At 66.0% G+C, this 13,322-nt stretch carries 14 protein-coding genes; 10 read left to right on the top strand and 4 right to left on the bottom strand.

The window, feature by feature from the left end; all coding sequences use genetic code 11:
• Positions 1-434 precede the first annotated feature (434 nt).
• Positions 435-905, bottom strand: coding sequence for a hypothetical protein (locus tag LEL83_RS05800; RefSeq protein WP_225558101.1), 471 nt, complete (start codon positions 903-905; stop codon positions 435-437).
• A 1,807-nt stretch (positions 906-2,712) separates the two neighbouring features.
• On the opposite strand from LEL83_RS05800, the gene LEL83_RS05795 reads away from it, so the two are divergent.
• Positions 2,713-3,804: a tyrosine-type recombinase/integrase gene (locus LEL83_RS05795; RefSeq protein WP_225558100.1), complete on the top strand. Its 1,092-nt coding sequence runs from the start codon at positions 2,713-2,715 to the stop codon at positions 3,802-3,804.
• A 588-nt stretch (positions 3,805-4,392) separates the two neighbouring features.
• On the opposite strand, the gene LEL83_RS05790 is transcribed toward LEL83_RS05795, so the two are convergent.
• Entirely contained in the window at positions 4,393-5,097 is a 705-nt protein-coding gene (locus LEL83_RS05790) for a DUF6338 family protein (protein WP_225558099.1), read from the bottom strand.
• Positions 5,098-5,138: 41 nt separating this feature from the next.
• Between LEL83_RS05790 and LEL83_RS05785 the strand changes: the two genes are divergently transcribed.
• Together LEL83_RS05785 and LEL83_RS15870 are read left to right on the top strand one after the other, a co-directional pair.
• Complete coding sequence (locus tag LEL83_RS05785) at positions 5,139-5,345, top strand: hypothetical protein (protein ID WP_225558098.1); 207 nt, start codon at positions 5,139-5,141, stop codon at positions 5,343-5,345.
• Positions 5,342-5,473: a hypothetical protein gene (locus LEL83_RS15870; RefSeq protein ID WP_263867245.1), complete on the top strand. Its 132-nt coding sequence runs from the start codon at positions 5,342-5,344 to the stop codon at positions 5,471-5,473. The genes LEL83_RS05785 and LEL83_RS15870 overlap by 4 nt, the downstream gene beginning before the upstream one ends.
• A gap of 322 nt (positions 5,474-5,795) precedes the next feature.
• Here the strand turns inward: LEL83_RS15870 and LEL83_RS05780 are convergent, their stop codons facing one another.
• Entirely contained in the window at positions 5,796-6,059 is a 264-nt protein-coding gene (locus tag LEL83_RS05780) for a hypothetical protein (RefSeq protein ID WP_225558097.1), read from the bottom strand.
• Positions 6,060-6,183: 124 nt separating this feature from the next.
• Here LEL83_RS05780 and LEL83_RS05775 point away from each other — a divergent pair, with 124 nt between their 5' ends.
• Together LEL83_RS05775 and LEL83_RS05770 are read left to right on the top strand one after the other, a co-directional pair.
• Complete coding sequence (locus LEL83_RS05775) at positions 6,184-7,092, top strand: S66 peptidase family protein (RefSeq protein ID WP_225558096.1); 909 nt, start codon at positions 6,184-6,186, stop codon at positions 7,090-7,092.
• A 130-nt stretch (positions 7,093-7,222) separates the two neighbouring features.
• The gene (locus LEL83_RS05770; protein WP_225558095.1) at positions 7,223-7,696 is read left to right on the top strand and encodes a DUF6416 domain-containing protein; all 474 of its coding nucleotides are present in this window, start codon (positions 7,223-7,225) and stop codon (positions 7,694-7,696) included.
• A 130-nt stretch (positions 7,697-7,826) separates the two neighbouring features.
• Here the strand turns inward: LEL83_RS05770 and LEL83_RS05765 are convergent, their stop codons facing one another.
• Positions 7,827-8,234, bottom strand: a complete 408-nt coding sequence (locus LEL83_RS05765; protein WP_225558094.1) for a hypothetical protein — start codon at positions 8,232-8,234, stop codon at positions 7,827-7,829.
• A gap of 304 nt (positions 8,235-8,538) precedes the next feature.
• Between LEL83_RS05765 and LEL83_RS05760 the strand changes: the two genes are divergently transcribed.
• The 5 genes from LEL83_RS05760 (at position 8,539) to LEL83_RS05740 (ending at position 13,306) form a co-directional block, all read left to right on the top strand.
• Positions 8,539-8,676, top strand: coding sequence for a hypothetical protein (locus tag LEL83_RS05760; protein ID WP_225558093.1), 138 nt, complete (start codon positions 8,539-8,541; stop codon positions 8,674-8,676).
• 543 nt (positions 8,677-9,219) lie between these two features.
• A complete protein-coding gene (locus tag LEL83_RS05755) occupies positions 9,220-9,435 on the top strand; it encodes a hypothetical protein (RefSeq protein ID WP_225558092.1) in 216 nt (71 codons plus the stop codon).
• A 730-nt stretch (positions 9,436-10,165) separates the two neighbouring features.
• Complete coding sequence (locus LEL83_RS05750) at positions 10,166-10,849, top strand: hypothetical protein (RefSeq protein WP_225558091.1); 684 nt, start codon at positions 10,166-10,168, stop codon at positions 10,847-10,849.
• Positions 10,850-10,934: 85 nt separating this feature from the next.
• A complete protein-coding gene (gene wecB / locus LEL83_RS05745; protein ID WP_225558090.1) occupies positions 10,935-12,101 on the top strand; it encodes a non-hydrolyzing UDP-N-acetylglucosamine 2-epimerase in 1,167 nt (388 codons plus the stop codon).
• A complete protein-coding gene (locus LEL83_RS05740; protein ID WP_225558089.1) occupies positions 12,098-13,306 on the top strand; it encodes an MFS transporter in 1,209 nt (402 codons plus the stop codon). Before wecB ends, LEL83_RS05740 begins: the two co-directional genes overlap by 4 nt.
• The last annotated feature ends 16 nt before the right edge of the window (positions 13,307-13,322 follow it).

Genomic DNA, 13,322 nt, shown 5'->3' with positions numbered 1-13,322 from the left:
TTCTGCGGACCTTCGCGCACGCGCGCATGCGCGCACACGCACACACAGAGGTTCCTCGAAAAAAGCGGTACAACCGGTACAGGTCACACTTTCCCCCGATAAGGACCGCTTTCAGGCCGTTCCGCTTCCGGTACACGAAGTGGAACGGCACGCGCTTACGATCAGCGGATCGGCACGTATTCTCCTTCTGAACAGGGTTTTCTGTGGCGTCGCAGTGTGCGAGCCTGTACCGAGAAATCTGGTACGAACCGGTACGACGACGGATCCCCCGAGGAGCAGACGCTCCACGGGGGATCACTTGTGTGGTCGACGCCGGCACGGCCTGTTCGCACAGGCTGAGCGCGCCACCCGATGGTGACGTGGCCCGCTGCTCTGCCCACCGTTGGTGGGGGAGCTCATCGGGGTGGACTTGCCCCTAGCCCGTCAGTCACCAGTCACACCCCGTGCGCTGCGGAACCGGGCGGCGCCATCAGCTGCAGTTGCTGCGCCGCCTCGACGCGCGCGTGCGCCTCGTCGTCGGTCGCGACCCGGACGACCTCGACACCGCTATCGCGGAGCGCCGCGGTCAGCCACACCTTCGGCCGCATCAGGTACTGCTCGACCTCGGCATCGACGACCGCGATGACGAGCCCTGTCGCTTCGAGCTTCTGGCCGGCCCAGAGGAGCCTGAAGGCGTCCGTCGCGAGCTTCTTCGGCTGCCCGCCTCGAAGCGCACCGACATGCGCGTACGCCTCGACGAGGACCTTCCGGTCCTCGGATGCTCCGTCGAGCTCTACACGGACGCCGTCCTCGAACACGACGCGCGCCGGCGCCAGCGGCACCCCGACGTGCTCCGCGATCGCGGCGATGATCAACGGCTCGGCGTCGCGCTGAGCGAGGGAGTCGGACGCGTGCGCTGTGCTCACGGCCGCAGCGTACCGACCGGCGGCCGCCGGCGCTGAGCGGTCACGGCGCGGCCCACTGTGGCTCGTCCGTGGCCGGAGAGGGACCGCTGCGCTCCCGCTCACTGGCGCTCGATGGTCGCTGCAGACCGATCCGCCCACCTTCTGACCCAGACGTGGCCGCCGTACGGTCAAAGCGTGGCCATTCGACGCTAGGCGCGTCCGGGTGGCCCCCCTTTTTCCTCCAACGCGCCGTCGAAGGAGCTTCGGCGGTCGCCTCGCGGCCCAGAGAAGGCCGCCCCTGGTCAGGATTCGCCCACGAGCGGATCAGCCGTGACCAGGAAGGGGGCACAGAAGCCCGGTGCTGAACGCACCGGATGCGGCTCCCAACGTGAGGGCGCCCGGTCGCGCGGCTGGATCTGAGCCCGACCTGTTGTCACGAGCCCCTCGTTCACGTCCACTCCACAGTCGTGCCCGGTGGGGCGAGAGGAGAACCTAAGGGCGCCACTGAAGCGGCGGCAGCGGGACCCGCCACGGCGTCGTTCCTCCCCCGTGCCGATGTGGCGACGGCGCTACGCGAGAGGTCTCCGCGATGCTCCGACCTGCGCTGCTCTGAGGGCCAAGGCAGCCGCGTGCCCGCGTCTGCGTCGGGATTGATCAGGTGCTGATCCGCAAGCTCCTCAGCCCCTGGCGTCGCTGCGCTCCATGGGTTGATCCCCGGCGTCACGACGCCCAGAACCGTGGATCAACCCAAACCCCGACTTCCCGTGGCAAACGGATGCCACTTGATCACCACCACCAGGCTCGATCCTTCGGAGCTGGTGTTGATCAAGATGAGGCTGATCCATCCGTTTCCCCCGATCACAGCAGCAATTGCGACGTCGATCCGTCGCTGGAGCTCCGGATTTTCGCGGCAGAGAGAAAGGGCATAAGGGGATGTGACGCCGAGCTGCGTTTTCAGTCCGCTTCGCGACCTGGAAACTTGCTCGTCGGTCGGCGTAGCCGACACCTCTTCGGGAGCCCCTGAGACTCGCGCTGCGCTCGGTCTCTGGGTCCCCCTCACCGCTCGTCGCTGCGCTCCTCCTGCCCTTACTGCGTCGCTGCGCTCCTTGCCCTCCAACGCCCCATCGGGGGCGTTTTCGGGTGCCTTCCGCCGGTGCCGTTCCTCCGCTTCGCTCCCCCTCGGACACCTTCGGCTGACCACGCTTTCGCGGAGCGTGAACCACAGACGCGACGACGGTGCTTCGGTCCTCCCGGCGCTGGCTAGTACGTTCCGCATAATGATTTCAGCGCAGGCGGACCGGCACTCAGAGCGGGCGCTTCACGCCTGCTCCATGCACACCGATGGAGCCCTTGCCTCACAAGATGGCCGATCATGGTCGCGCCGTGCGCAGCCGTAGACGCGTCGTGGGCGACATCGTCAGCTGCTTCATCCGCGTACGTTTGTCACCAACTGGCTGGACGTGTATGGTCTGCTTCAGGTCTGAGTGATTGAAAAGGACCAGAGCCATTGCCGGCTCGACGAGCAGGTACGCCAAGCAACCGTTAACAGGTTCGGCTAAACGGCCTCCTCGAAAGCATCGACTTTCGAGGAGTACCCATGTCTCAGACCGCTCTCAGCCCGTCAGTTCAGCCCGGCGTCTTGCTCACCCCAGACGCCCTTGCTGCTCGACTCCACGTGACGACCCGCAACTTGCGCCAGTGGCGTGTCACGGGGGCAGGCCCGCGATTCGTCCGAGTCGGCCGATTCCCGCTCTACCGTCCGGAAGCCGTCGAAGCATGGCTGCTCGAGCAGGAGTACGCCAGCACCGCCGACGAACTGCGCTGATCGATGGGGACAGTCAAGTCCTACGAGACGAAGACCCGGGGCAAGCTTTACGAGGTCTGGTACAGCAAACCTGATGGGACTCGCGGTCATGACCGCGGCTTCCGCCGAAAGACCGATGCCATCAACTACCTCAACACAGTCGAGGTGTCGAAGTTGCGAGGTTCCTACGTCGATCCAACAGATGCGCGAGTGACCATCGGCGAGCTCGGGACAGCCTGGCTCGAGATGCACCGATTCAAGCTCACCCAAAGCAGCTTCCACTCCGTTGAAAGCTGCTGGCGCGTGCACGTCGAACCAAAGTGGGGAGGGTATGCCGTAGGCCGAGTCACCAAGCGAGACGTCCAAACGTGGCTGAACGAACTTGGGTATTCGCTCTCGCACACCTCCGTGGCGAGAGCCCGAGACCTGCTCGCTGGCATCCTCGATGAAGCGATCGAGGAGAACCGTGTGGTGAAGAACCCTGCGCGCGGCCTCACAGTCAAAAAGAAGCCGATCCCCGACGAGGTGTTCCTGACACATCGGCAGGTCAAGGCGCTGGCCTCAGAAGCCAGGTATGGCGAGCTTGTCCGGCTGCTTGCGTACACCGGGCTCCGATGGGGCGAGGCCACTGCCTTGCGGGTTCGTAGCGTTGACCTCGGTCGACGTCGCCTCAATATCCGAGAGGGAGTGACGGAGGTGAACGGTCAACACGTCCTGGGCAGCGTTAAGTCCCATGAAAGGCGCTCCGTTGCGTTTCCCGACTTCCTCGACTCTGCTGTTGCCGCGGCCTGTCGGGGCAAGCACCCCGACGATCGTCTCTGGTCGTCACCGGTCGGAGGTTTCCTCCGGCCAGGGCACTCCAGCCAGGGATGGTTCGCGAAGGCCGTCCAGCGGACGATGGCGGCCGATGCAAGCTTCCGCCGAGTCACACCACATGACCTCAGGCACACAGCTGCATCACTCGCGATCAGCGCTGGTGCCAACGTCAAAGTCGTCCAGCGGATGCTGGGCCACAAGTCGGCGAAAGTCACTCTTGACACTTACGCGGCGCTGTTCCCCGACGATCTGGACAACGTTTCCTCCGCGTTGAGTCGGCAACGAGCGGAACAGCTTTAGCGGTGGTCGTGGTCGTGGTGGCGGCCGCGGGCGCGAGCTCATCCGTCTTGATGCCCGAGCCCCATCGCACGACACCGTCTCGCATAGGTCACCTCGCCGGAATCAGTTTCGAACCAGCTATCTGAGACAGTCGGAGCCCCGGAAGTAAGTGGACGGAGACACTCGACGCTCCGTCTCGGTGAACGACCGGCTATCGAGACGAGTCGTCTCCCTCCGTGCTTCGCGCTCTGAAGAGCCCTTCCACGATCCAGCAGCCGACGCCGACCACGATCAAGACGATGACGATCCACAACCGGTATCGGTCGATCAGTCCCCGCGGTGCCCACGAAGAAGCTGGTGCCAAGCAGCACGAGGAATAGGCCTGCTCCACCGACGAGCGCAGCTCGCACCGTCAAGCGGCCTGCACCTTCTGGTAGGGGGGGCAAGGGAGGTGAGATCAGCCGCATGCCGCGGAGCATACGGCTCGCCCATCACTGATGGACCCGTGGCCGCAGGGACATGCTCTGAGAGCGAGCCGTGCCGGCGAAAGCGATCGGCTATTGAGACACCGAAGTGCCGCGCTACGCGACGCTGATGCGTGTGGTCCCGCTACACGCTCTGGCCGGGTTCAGTCGGGTCGTCAGCGTCAACCGGGATCTCGACCTGCACGAAGGCCGCGTGAAGCTGTTCGATCTCACCTGCCTCGACGACGATATAGTCAGCGCCTTCGATTGGGACAGCTTCGTCGCTGCCTTCGGGTCGGTACCGCGGCTGGGTGAGCACGATCGCCCTGTGCGGGTGCGGGTCGGGGTCGTTGTCGAACTCGTAGAGCGTGCCGCTCACCCATCCACCCGACTTCAGCACCAGGGCCACGTCAACCACCGCATCCTCCGGCGCATCGTTGAAGAGCCGTGCCCACGCCGAGGTGTTTCGGGGGATGGCGGAGTTCCAAATGAAGCTGAGTCCGTGTTGGTCAGCCCACTGTGAGCCTAGGAAGTAGCCGAGCAGCGTCGCGATCGTGGCTGCGCCGACCGCGATGAAGATCGACGGCGCCACGTTGCTCTGCGCCCAGCCGAGGTCCCCTGTGACGACCTCGTGGAGTCGGTCGCGAAGCTGCACCCACCAGATGGATAAAACCGCGACGACAAGTGCGACGAGCGCGTCACAGATGGCACTGATGAAGACCAAGGTCGCAGTCTCGCGCAGCGCGGATCGCTTGACCGCCGGCTGGTGCCCTTCGCGGGCGAAGATGAACGCGACCCCTGGGAAGAGGGCGAAGACGTAGAAGGCAACCCCCAGCGCACTTGTAGGCATCGGACCCCTCTCGCGGTCATAATGCTACGAGGAGGCGCAGCATGGCGAAGAGCAGCAAGAGCAGTGGCGGTTCATCGCGCAGTTCCGTTACGGGCAAGTTCGTGACGGCGAAGTACGCGAAGTCGCACCTCGCCACGTCTCGAGTGACCGAGCGTGGCATGCAGGCCGCGCACGTGCAGTTCCGTCCCTCAGTTCGCCCGTCCAGCTCGCGGATCCAGCCGCCGACGAATTCGCAGCCTGACTCGTGACCGACAACAAGTCGCGGGAGCCCGGCGGCCAGTTCGGCATCCAGCCCGCGAACGTGCAGCGACCGCCGGCCGTGCGGCCCCCGAACTCGCAGATCCAGCCGCCAAAACCGAAGCCGTCGCAGCAGTAGATACAAGTTTCAGGGTCGCCCGTACAGAGCACTGGCGGGAACCCGGACTTCGGATTCCCGCCAGTGAGTCACCGCTTCGCGGCGCTTGTTACTTGCTCTTCTTGTGCGAGGTCTGCGTGGTGCTGGGGTGCGACTTCGCGTACTTCGACGTCACGAACTTGCCAGTGATCGAGCTTCGCGACGAACCGCCGCTGCTCTTGCCGGACTTGGCCATGACTCCGCGCTCCTTCCTGCCGCGAACGAGTGGACGTTCCACCCCTCTTCGACACCGCTATAGTCGCGTAGCAATGGCGCATGTAGTGCTGCGACACGCCGTGGACCACTACATGTAGTAGTTGCTGGCGGTCATCGCCCGACACGAGATCGCCCGCGTCCTCGTCAAAAGCCTCACCACCCCCACCGCCTGCGGAAGACGTTCGAGCTCGTCGCCGACCATAGACCCGAGCAGGACGATCTCACACCAGTGTTCGATGCCATCCCGGCCGACCCCGACGACACTCTCGACGGCGCCGGGGACACAGTGGACCTGCCGCTGTCCGCAGAGCCAGCCAACGTTCGCGCAGATCTCGACGGAGCCCGCCGCCACTGACCCTCCGAGGCCTGCGGCCCAACCGGCGCTCGCAGTGATGCTCCCGCTCTGCGTCACGCCGTCCGGTAGGCCATCGGCTACCGAGACGCTGTGACGGAGGGGCTGGATAGGGTCCGGAGGCATGGAAGCAACGACGCTTGAACCGCGCACCCTGGTCCCCGGCGAAACCGTCGCGATCGTTTCGCCTGCCTCCTGGCCGGAGGACTCCGTGCCAGGTTGGATCGCCCAGCAGGTCGAGTCGTGGGGTCTTCGAGCAGTCATCGCGCCGCACGCACTCGACCACCGCGGCTACCTCGCCGGCACCGATGCCGACCGGATCGCCGACCTCAACAACGTGATCCGCGACCCGGCGATCCGAGCCGTCATTGCGTCTACCGGAGGGTGCGGCAGCTTCCGGATCGTCCCGGAGGTCGACGTCGACGCGCTCTGCGCCGATCCCAAGGTGCTGATCGGGTACAGCGACATCACCGCGCTGCACTGCGTGTGGGACGCGGCCGGCGTCCCGACGCTGCACGGTGCGATTGCCGGCGCTCACGCTGACCACGTCCGACGACTCCTCATGGAGGGCGCCCAGACCGTCGTCGACGCCGACACTCGCACCCTCTCCGCGGCGCTCACCACAGCGGGGCATGCGGAGGGGGCGCTCTTCGGCGGCAACCTCGAGATGCTGGCGCGATCGGTCGGGGTCGTGAACCTCGACCTCGCGGGCGGGATCTTCCTCCTCGAAATCAACCGCGCCGCGGGGCTGGGCATGGTGGATCGCGCGCTGACACAGCTGCGGTACTCCGGAGCGCTCGACGGCGTTGCCGGCGTCGCACTCGGGAGCATCGACCAGTTCGCCGACTACGAAGACCGGGGCTGGACGATCCTCGACACCCTCCGCGACCACCTCGACGCGCTCGGCGTCCCCGTCCTCGGCGGCCTGCCCCTCGGTCACATCGAGGACCTCGTCACCGTGCCCCTCGGCACGCACTCCATCCTCGACGTCGACCACGCACGCTTGAAAGTCTCCGCACCGTCCGGAACTTGATCGGCTGTCGAGAGGGCGGCGGAGAATGACGGGGCAGGGCGTTACAACCTACCTTGCAAGGGAGGTTGAATGGGGGCATGATCAGCAACAGCCCCAAGCGGGCTTATAACTTGGCTTGGAGGGCCCCAACATGATCCCCATCACCGTCCACGTCCCTGACCATCGCGTCGAGGACTTCTACATCCGCTTCGGCGAGTTCATCGCTAACACCGGTGACCTCGATAACCCGACTCGGCTCGACTCCGGCTCGGTCCCGTCCTGGGTGCTCACGGACGAAGCTGACGCGATCGCAGCCCACCTTTGGTCGGCGCTCTCGTTGCAGGGCAAGATCCTTCTTCACAAGCTGATCATCAACGCCGGGCGCCGGATGACACCGCAGGAGCTTGCCTACGCGTTCGGTCACCCCCAGGGCACGGCGAAGGTCGCGGGCGTGCTCGGCGGCGTCGGCAAGGCGATTCGTCGAGTCGATCTTCCGCTCTACAAGATGCCCTCGGGTGACGAGTGGCACTACGTCTGGGACTGGGACGGTGACCACTACTCGATGACGCCGGAGGTAGCCACGGTTCTGGGCCGCGCTCGGAGCCGGGAGGGGCGCAGCCAGTGAGGCTGCGACTCGAAGGTCAGCGAGTCGCAACCGCCCGCGGCTGACCTGTTTGCTCGGTCGAGACCGGGCAGACCCTGAAGGGCGCCGCCGGCAAGCAATGAAGAGCTCGCCGGCGGCGGTTCCTGCTGCGTTAGCGCCCGTGGAACGGGAAGAACGACTGAATCATCGTCGCGATGCCGTCCGGCGTCACAACGCCATTGGCGAGAAGCCAGACGATGACGAACAGCACACCTCCCACGACAGCAGCGAGGAAGATGAGCAGGACGCAGACCACGAAGACGACGAGGAGAGCGCCGACCACGGCGGCGACCACCAGCGCCCAGGTAGGACCTTCATAGCCAGCTCTGCCGAGCCTGCTGGTCCCGGGCTCGAGGGGGATGCCCCAGTCTTCGAGGGTCTGCTCGGTGCTGCGCCTCTCGGCTTCTGCCGCGCGTTCCGCATCCGCTGCTGCTCCGGCGGCGTCGGCGGCGCGACCTCGAAGCGCATCCACGATTGGTTGCCAAACTGGTTTCAGTCGTCTAATATAAGACAGGTTCACTTGAACTCCTTAGAGCTGCGACGGCATCCGGCGACCTACCACCGCCGCCGCAGCGGGTAAAAAAATTTCGCGAGAAGCCTCGTTCCTGTTGCACCAGGACCGGGGCTTTTCCATTAGGCGGTCTTTTCCTAACCTTTCAATACTACACCACTGGTATCCATATATCAACCATTCGAGGCACATCGGCGCTTTCCGGATACCAGAATTTCACTCAACGAGTATTGGTCAACTGGAGACATGCGGCGAACTCGTGGGGATGCCTCGACCTCGACAAGACGCGAGAGTGGCGGCATACACTGACCGCGTGAACGACGCCGACCGTGAAGCTCTGCAGTGGCTTACCGTCGACGAGCTCGCCGCCCGTCGACGGGCGCTCGTGCGTGACTATGACCGCGAGCTGCGCAGCGAGTATCCGGACTCGGATCGCGTTGCCGCGATGTGAGCTGAGGCGGATGTGATCGAGCAGGTGCAACAGGGTCGTCCAACCGCCGGCACGGGACTGACGTCTCGCGCGCGGCGATCAACGAGTTCCTGACCCGGCCGGCGCCGGTGACTCTGACCCAAGAGGAGATCGGCCCAGGTCCCGTCGTGGAGGCCCCGGGGGAGACCGTCGACGTCTGGCTTCACTTCGTCGAGATCCGCGTGCAGGAGCGTGCCGTGGTGCTCGCCTACACCGACCGTGCCGTGCGGGTCGAGGTGACCCGGCGAAACGGCTCGACCTGCCGTACCGCACTCACCAACTCATCGCCGCATCGATCCGACAGACCTGCATCTGCCACCGACGCGGCCGGTTGCTGCGGGCCATGCCCTCGGTCCGATCTCTGGCTCCGACAAGCGGTCCGTTTGAAGCGTCGAGCGCTGCCGTGAGGCACAACAGAGCGTCCACTCGATAATCTTTGCCCGCTACCGCTAGCCGGGTACTGGGGAGACAGCGCAGGTCAACCTTCGGGTTGCAAACAAGATGACTTCGAGTAGGGAAACGTGCATGGCTGCCGAAATTGACCAAGGTAGAGCCAACGAGGCAGAGCGCCGGATGCAGTTCGCGGACGCTGCCCAGGCGTTGGCCGGTCACGAGTTGTCAGACCAGCTGCTGCGCGAGTTGAGCCATCAAGTAGCCGCTGGCGCGATCCATGCCGATGACGCGATCAGTGCCGGCATGACGCATCTCGATGCTCAGCAGCCGTCCTCGCCTGTGACGTGACCAGCCGTCGGTTGCGCCGCTCAGCACTGGCGATGAGTAGCAAGGTCGCGGTGCATTTTGGTGCACCGCGACCTGGCTGCAGTGGGAGGCATGGGGCTCGGGTTGTCCCGAGAAGCCTGTTATTACAGCGATCAAAGGTGTTCTCCAAGATGCGCCAAGGCGCGGCGATGGGTTCAAATCCCACCGGTACCGCCATTGAGAGGGTGATGCACCGACCTCGTGCGAGGAACCGCGCGGGTCAGATGAAGCCCGGAACGAAGGCCCCCAGGGATCCCCTGGGGGCCTTCGTCATGTCGTGCGACGAGCTCTGCGCTGACCTCCGTGCAGAGAGGCCGTGCGAGAAGGGCGATGCGTTCCGCACTTCGGCCCCCGTGCTCCTACTCCCTCGCGAGCCTCCGGGACAAGTTCTTCGCCAGCTGGAGGCCGAACCGCCCCAGGCCGGTCACCGAATGGAAACGGGAGCTTCACACCGGATGACCCGACGGATCCCTCGGCGCTGCAACGCGCGCGACTACCAAGTATTTCTGTACTGAGTCAAGCAACGCGGCCGGAGCAGCCTGTCACTGCCAGGGAGTGGATGCCGGACGTCGGCGACTGCTGTCATTGCCTCACTGCGGGACGAGGAAGTTTCACGGGTCAGTCGATGGTCTTCCTCGCCCCGCAGTTTCCTGTTCAGGATGGGGGTTCAACAGGGGACCTCTGCCTGTCGTTGCACGACTTGGGGGTCGTCATGAACGTCATCACTGCAGAGAAACTGAACTTCGACAGCGAGCTCGCATCCGCGGTCGTCCTCCGGGAAGTGGTCGAGTTCCCGATCACGGAGCGCACCGTCGTCGTGAACCTCGCGCAGACGGACGCCTTCACCGGGACGGCGCAGCTGGGGCCGCTGCCGCCGCTGAGCTCCACGAACCTGGTGAGCGGGACGGTCACCGGGGAGCTGTTGCTCGCCATCACCGCCCACGACGTCGGTGACCAGGAACAGCAGGCGCGAGCCATCGGCTGGCAGGACTTCTACGGCGATGGGGGACCGGTGCTGCTGAAGTCTCCGCAGGACACCATCGGCACCGTCACCCTCGACCGCCGCACCGTGCTGCACCAGCCGGCGCTCGACCCGCAGCCGGAAGCATTCGTCGTGAAGGCCAACCTCTGGTTCAGCCCGGCGGGGACCGACTGCGGGATCCACAACGTCCACCCGTTCATCGAGGTGCACACCCAGATCACGGGGACGGGTCGGATGCAGAAGTTCGACGACAAGCGCCACGACACGATCTACGAAGACCAGCAGCTCAGCCCCGGTACCACGAACCCGATCCCGTTCTGCATCGACCTGGACGGCGAGTTCACCTACCCGTGGCACCAGTACCGGGCTGACAGCGACTGCATCTGGCTCGCGCTCGAGTACCACGCGAGCTGACTCCCGCACCTCCCACCATCTCCCGACGTCGGCCGGTCCGTCACCGGTTCCTCCGGCGTTCCCGAAACCAGGCAGGAGCACCACCATGAAGACCCTCGGCATCGTCTTCGGCACCCGACCCGAAGCCGTCAAGTACGCCCCACTCATCCACGCACTCCGCGGCGACGACCGGTTCCGCACCGTCCTCATCTCCACCGGTCAGCACCGGGAGATGCTCACCAGCACCCTCGAAGAGTTCGGCATCGTCCCCGACGTCGACCTGCGCATCATGCGTGATGGACAGACCCTCTCCGAGGTCACGCACCGCATCCTTGAAGGGCTCTGCTCAGGCGGACACCTCGACGGCCTCGACGCCGTCCTCGTCCACGGGGACACCGCCACCACCCTCGCCGGAGCCCTCGCCGGCCTCCACGCACAGGTGCCCGTCATCCACGTGGAAGCCGGGCTCCGCTCCGGCAGCAACGCATCACCGTTCCCGGAGGAAGCGAACCGGAAGCTCGTCGGGCAGATCGCAGCGCTGCACCTCGCGCCGACCCCGGGGAACCACGCCAACCTCATCCGGGAAGGGATCCGCGAGAGCGCCATCACGGTGACGGGGAACACCATCGTCGACGCGCTCGCCTGGGGGATGCAGAACCTGCGCTCCTACGGGGACCCGAGGCTGGAGGACCTCGACACCGACCCACGGCGGGTGATCCTCGCGACGACCCACCGGCGGGAGAGCCACGGACAACCGATGCAGGAGATCGCGGAGGCCCTGGCCGACATCGCCACCCGCGACGACGTCCGCATCGTCGTCCCGCTGCACCTGAACCCGAAGGTGCGGGCGGTGATGCTGCCGGTCCTGTCCGGGATCGACAACGTGACGATCGTCGACCCGCTGCCGTACCTGTCGTTCTGCCGGCTCCTGCGCCGGAGCGACATCATCCTGTCCGACAGCTCGGGGGCAGAGGAGGAGGGACCGGCGCTCGGGAAGCCGACGCTGGTGCTCCGCGAGGTCACCGAACGCAGCGAGTCCATCCTCACCGGGTCGTCCCGCCTGGTGAGCCGGCACCGCGGCCAGATCGTCGCCGAGGTGCAGCGACTGCTGAACGACCCGGACGCCTACGCGGAGATGGCCGGCGCCATCAACCCCTACGGCGACGGCCGGGCGACGGAGCGCACGATCGCGGCGATCGCGAACTACTTCGGTATGGGTCCCGCGGTCATGCCGTTCGTGCCCGGCGCCGACACGGTTCCCTCCCTCGCATGAGCACGGGCGGGAACGTCCCCGTCGGCCTCGTCGCGCTCGCGCTCGGCGGGTTCGGCATCGGCCTGACGGAGTTCGTCATCCTCGGGCTCCTCCCCGAGGTCGCCGCCGACTTCTCCGTCACCATCCCGCAGGCCGGGTACCTCGTCTCGGGGTACGCCGTCAGCGTCGCGTTCGGTGGGGTGTTCGTGACGGCGGCCACCGCCTCCATGCGGCCGAAGACGGTGCTGAGCTCGCTGATGGTGCTGTTCATCATCGGCAACCTGTTGTCGGCCGTCGCTCCCACGTACTCCGCGATGCTCGTCGGCCGTGTCGTCGCCGCGCTCTGCCACGGAGCGTTCTTCGGGATCGGATCCGTGCTCGCGGCGTCCCTGGTGCAACCGGACCGGCGAGCGCGGGCGATCTCGACGATGTTCCTCGGCCTCACCGTCGCGAACGTCCTCGGGGTCCCACTCGGGACGTTCCTCGGTCAGGCGCTCGGGTGGCGGTCGACCTTCTGGGCCATCACCGGGATCGGCGTGGTCGCCCTGGTCGGGCTGCTGGCGTTCATCCCCGGACAGGAGGCGGAACACCGGCCCGCAGGGCAGCTCCGCCGGGAGCTCGCCGCGTTCCGCAGCGGGCAGGTGTGGTTGTCGATCTGCGTCACCGTGTTCGGTTTCGGAGCCATGTTCGGGACGTTCACCTACATCGCACCCATCCTCACCGACGTCGCCGGGATGCCCACGACGTGGATCCCGTGGATGCTCGTCCTGTTCGGGAGCGGCCTGTTCGTCGGGAACCTCGTCGGAGGCCGAGCGGCCGACCGTGACCTCGATCCGGCGCTGCTGACGTTGCTCGCTTCGTTGACCGTCGTCCTCGTCGTCTTCAGCGTCGTCGCATCGAACCCGTGGGCGGCCGGCGGCGCGCTGTTCCTCCTCGGCGCCGTCGGGTTCGCGTCCGTCCCCGGCATGCAGATGCGGGTGCTCCGCTTCGCCGAAGCGGCGCCCACGCTCGCCTCCGGGGTGAACATCTCCGCCTTCAACGCGGGCAACGCCATCGGGGCGTGGCTCGGGGGACTGACCATCGCGGCCGGGCTCGGGTACCGGTCGCCGATCGTCGTCGGTGCGCTGCTCGCGGCGACCGCGTTCGCCCTCATCGTCATCGCATCGGGCGCCCACCGCCGTCGCGTCGTGACGCATCCGCCACAGACCACCACCATCACCACCTGACCCAGGAAGGCACCAC

Source organism: Curtobacterium oceanosedimentum, from assembly GCF_020297365.1.
Taxonomy (GTDB): Bacteria; Actinomycetota; Actinomycetes; order Actinomycetales; family Microbacteriaceae; genus Curtobacterium.
This window is presented reverse-complemented; position numbering and strand designations above follow the sequence as displayed.

What these genes read in the sequence shown, in the direction of transcription:
- LEL83_RS05795 (WP_225558100.1), top strand. Translation starts at nt 2,713, where the DNA reads ATGGGGACAGTCAAGTCCTACGAGACGAAGACCCGGGGCAAGCTTTAC.
- LEL83_RS05790 (WP_225558099.1), bottom strand. Translation starts at nt 5,097, where the DNA reads ATGCCTACAAGTGCGCTGGGGGTTGCCTTCTACGTCTTCGCCCTCTTC.
- LEL83_RS05785 (WP_225558098.1), top strand. Translation starts at nt 5,139, where the DNA reads ATGGCGAAGAGCAGCAAGAGCAGTGGCGGTTCATCGCGCAGTTCCGTT.
- LEL83_RS05775 (WP_225558096.1), top strand. Translation starts at nt 6,184, where the DNA reads ATGGAAGCAACGACGCTTGAACCGCGCACCCTGGTCCCCGGCGAAACC.
- LEL83_RS05770 (WP_225558095.1), top strand. Translation starts at nt 7,223, where the DNA reads ATGATCCCCATCACCGTCCACGTCCCTGACCATCGCGTCGAGGACTTC.
- LEL83_RS05755 (WP_225558092.1), top strand. Translation starts at nt 9,220, where the DNA reads ATGGCTGCCGAAATTGACCAAGGTAGAGCCAACGAGGCAGAGCGCCGG.
- LEL83_RS05750 (WP_225558091.1), top strand. Translation starts at nt 10,166, where the DNA reads ATGAACGTCATCACTGCAGAGAAACTGAACTTCGACAGCGAGCTCGCA.
- wecB (WP_225558090.1), top strand. Translation starts at nt 10,935, where the DNA reads ATGAAGACCCTCGGCATCGTCTTCGGCACCCGACCCGAAGCCGTCAAG.
- LEL83_RS05740 (WP_225558089.1), top strand. Translation starts at nt 12,098, where the DNA reads ATGAGCACGGGCGGGAACGTCCCCGTCGGCCTCGTCGCGCTCGCGCTC.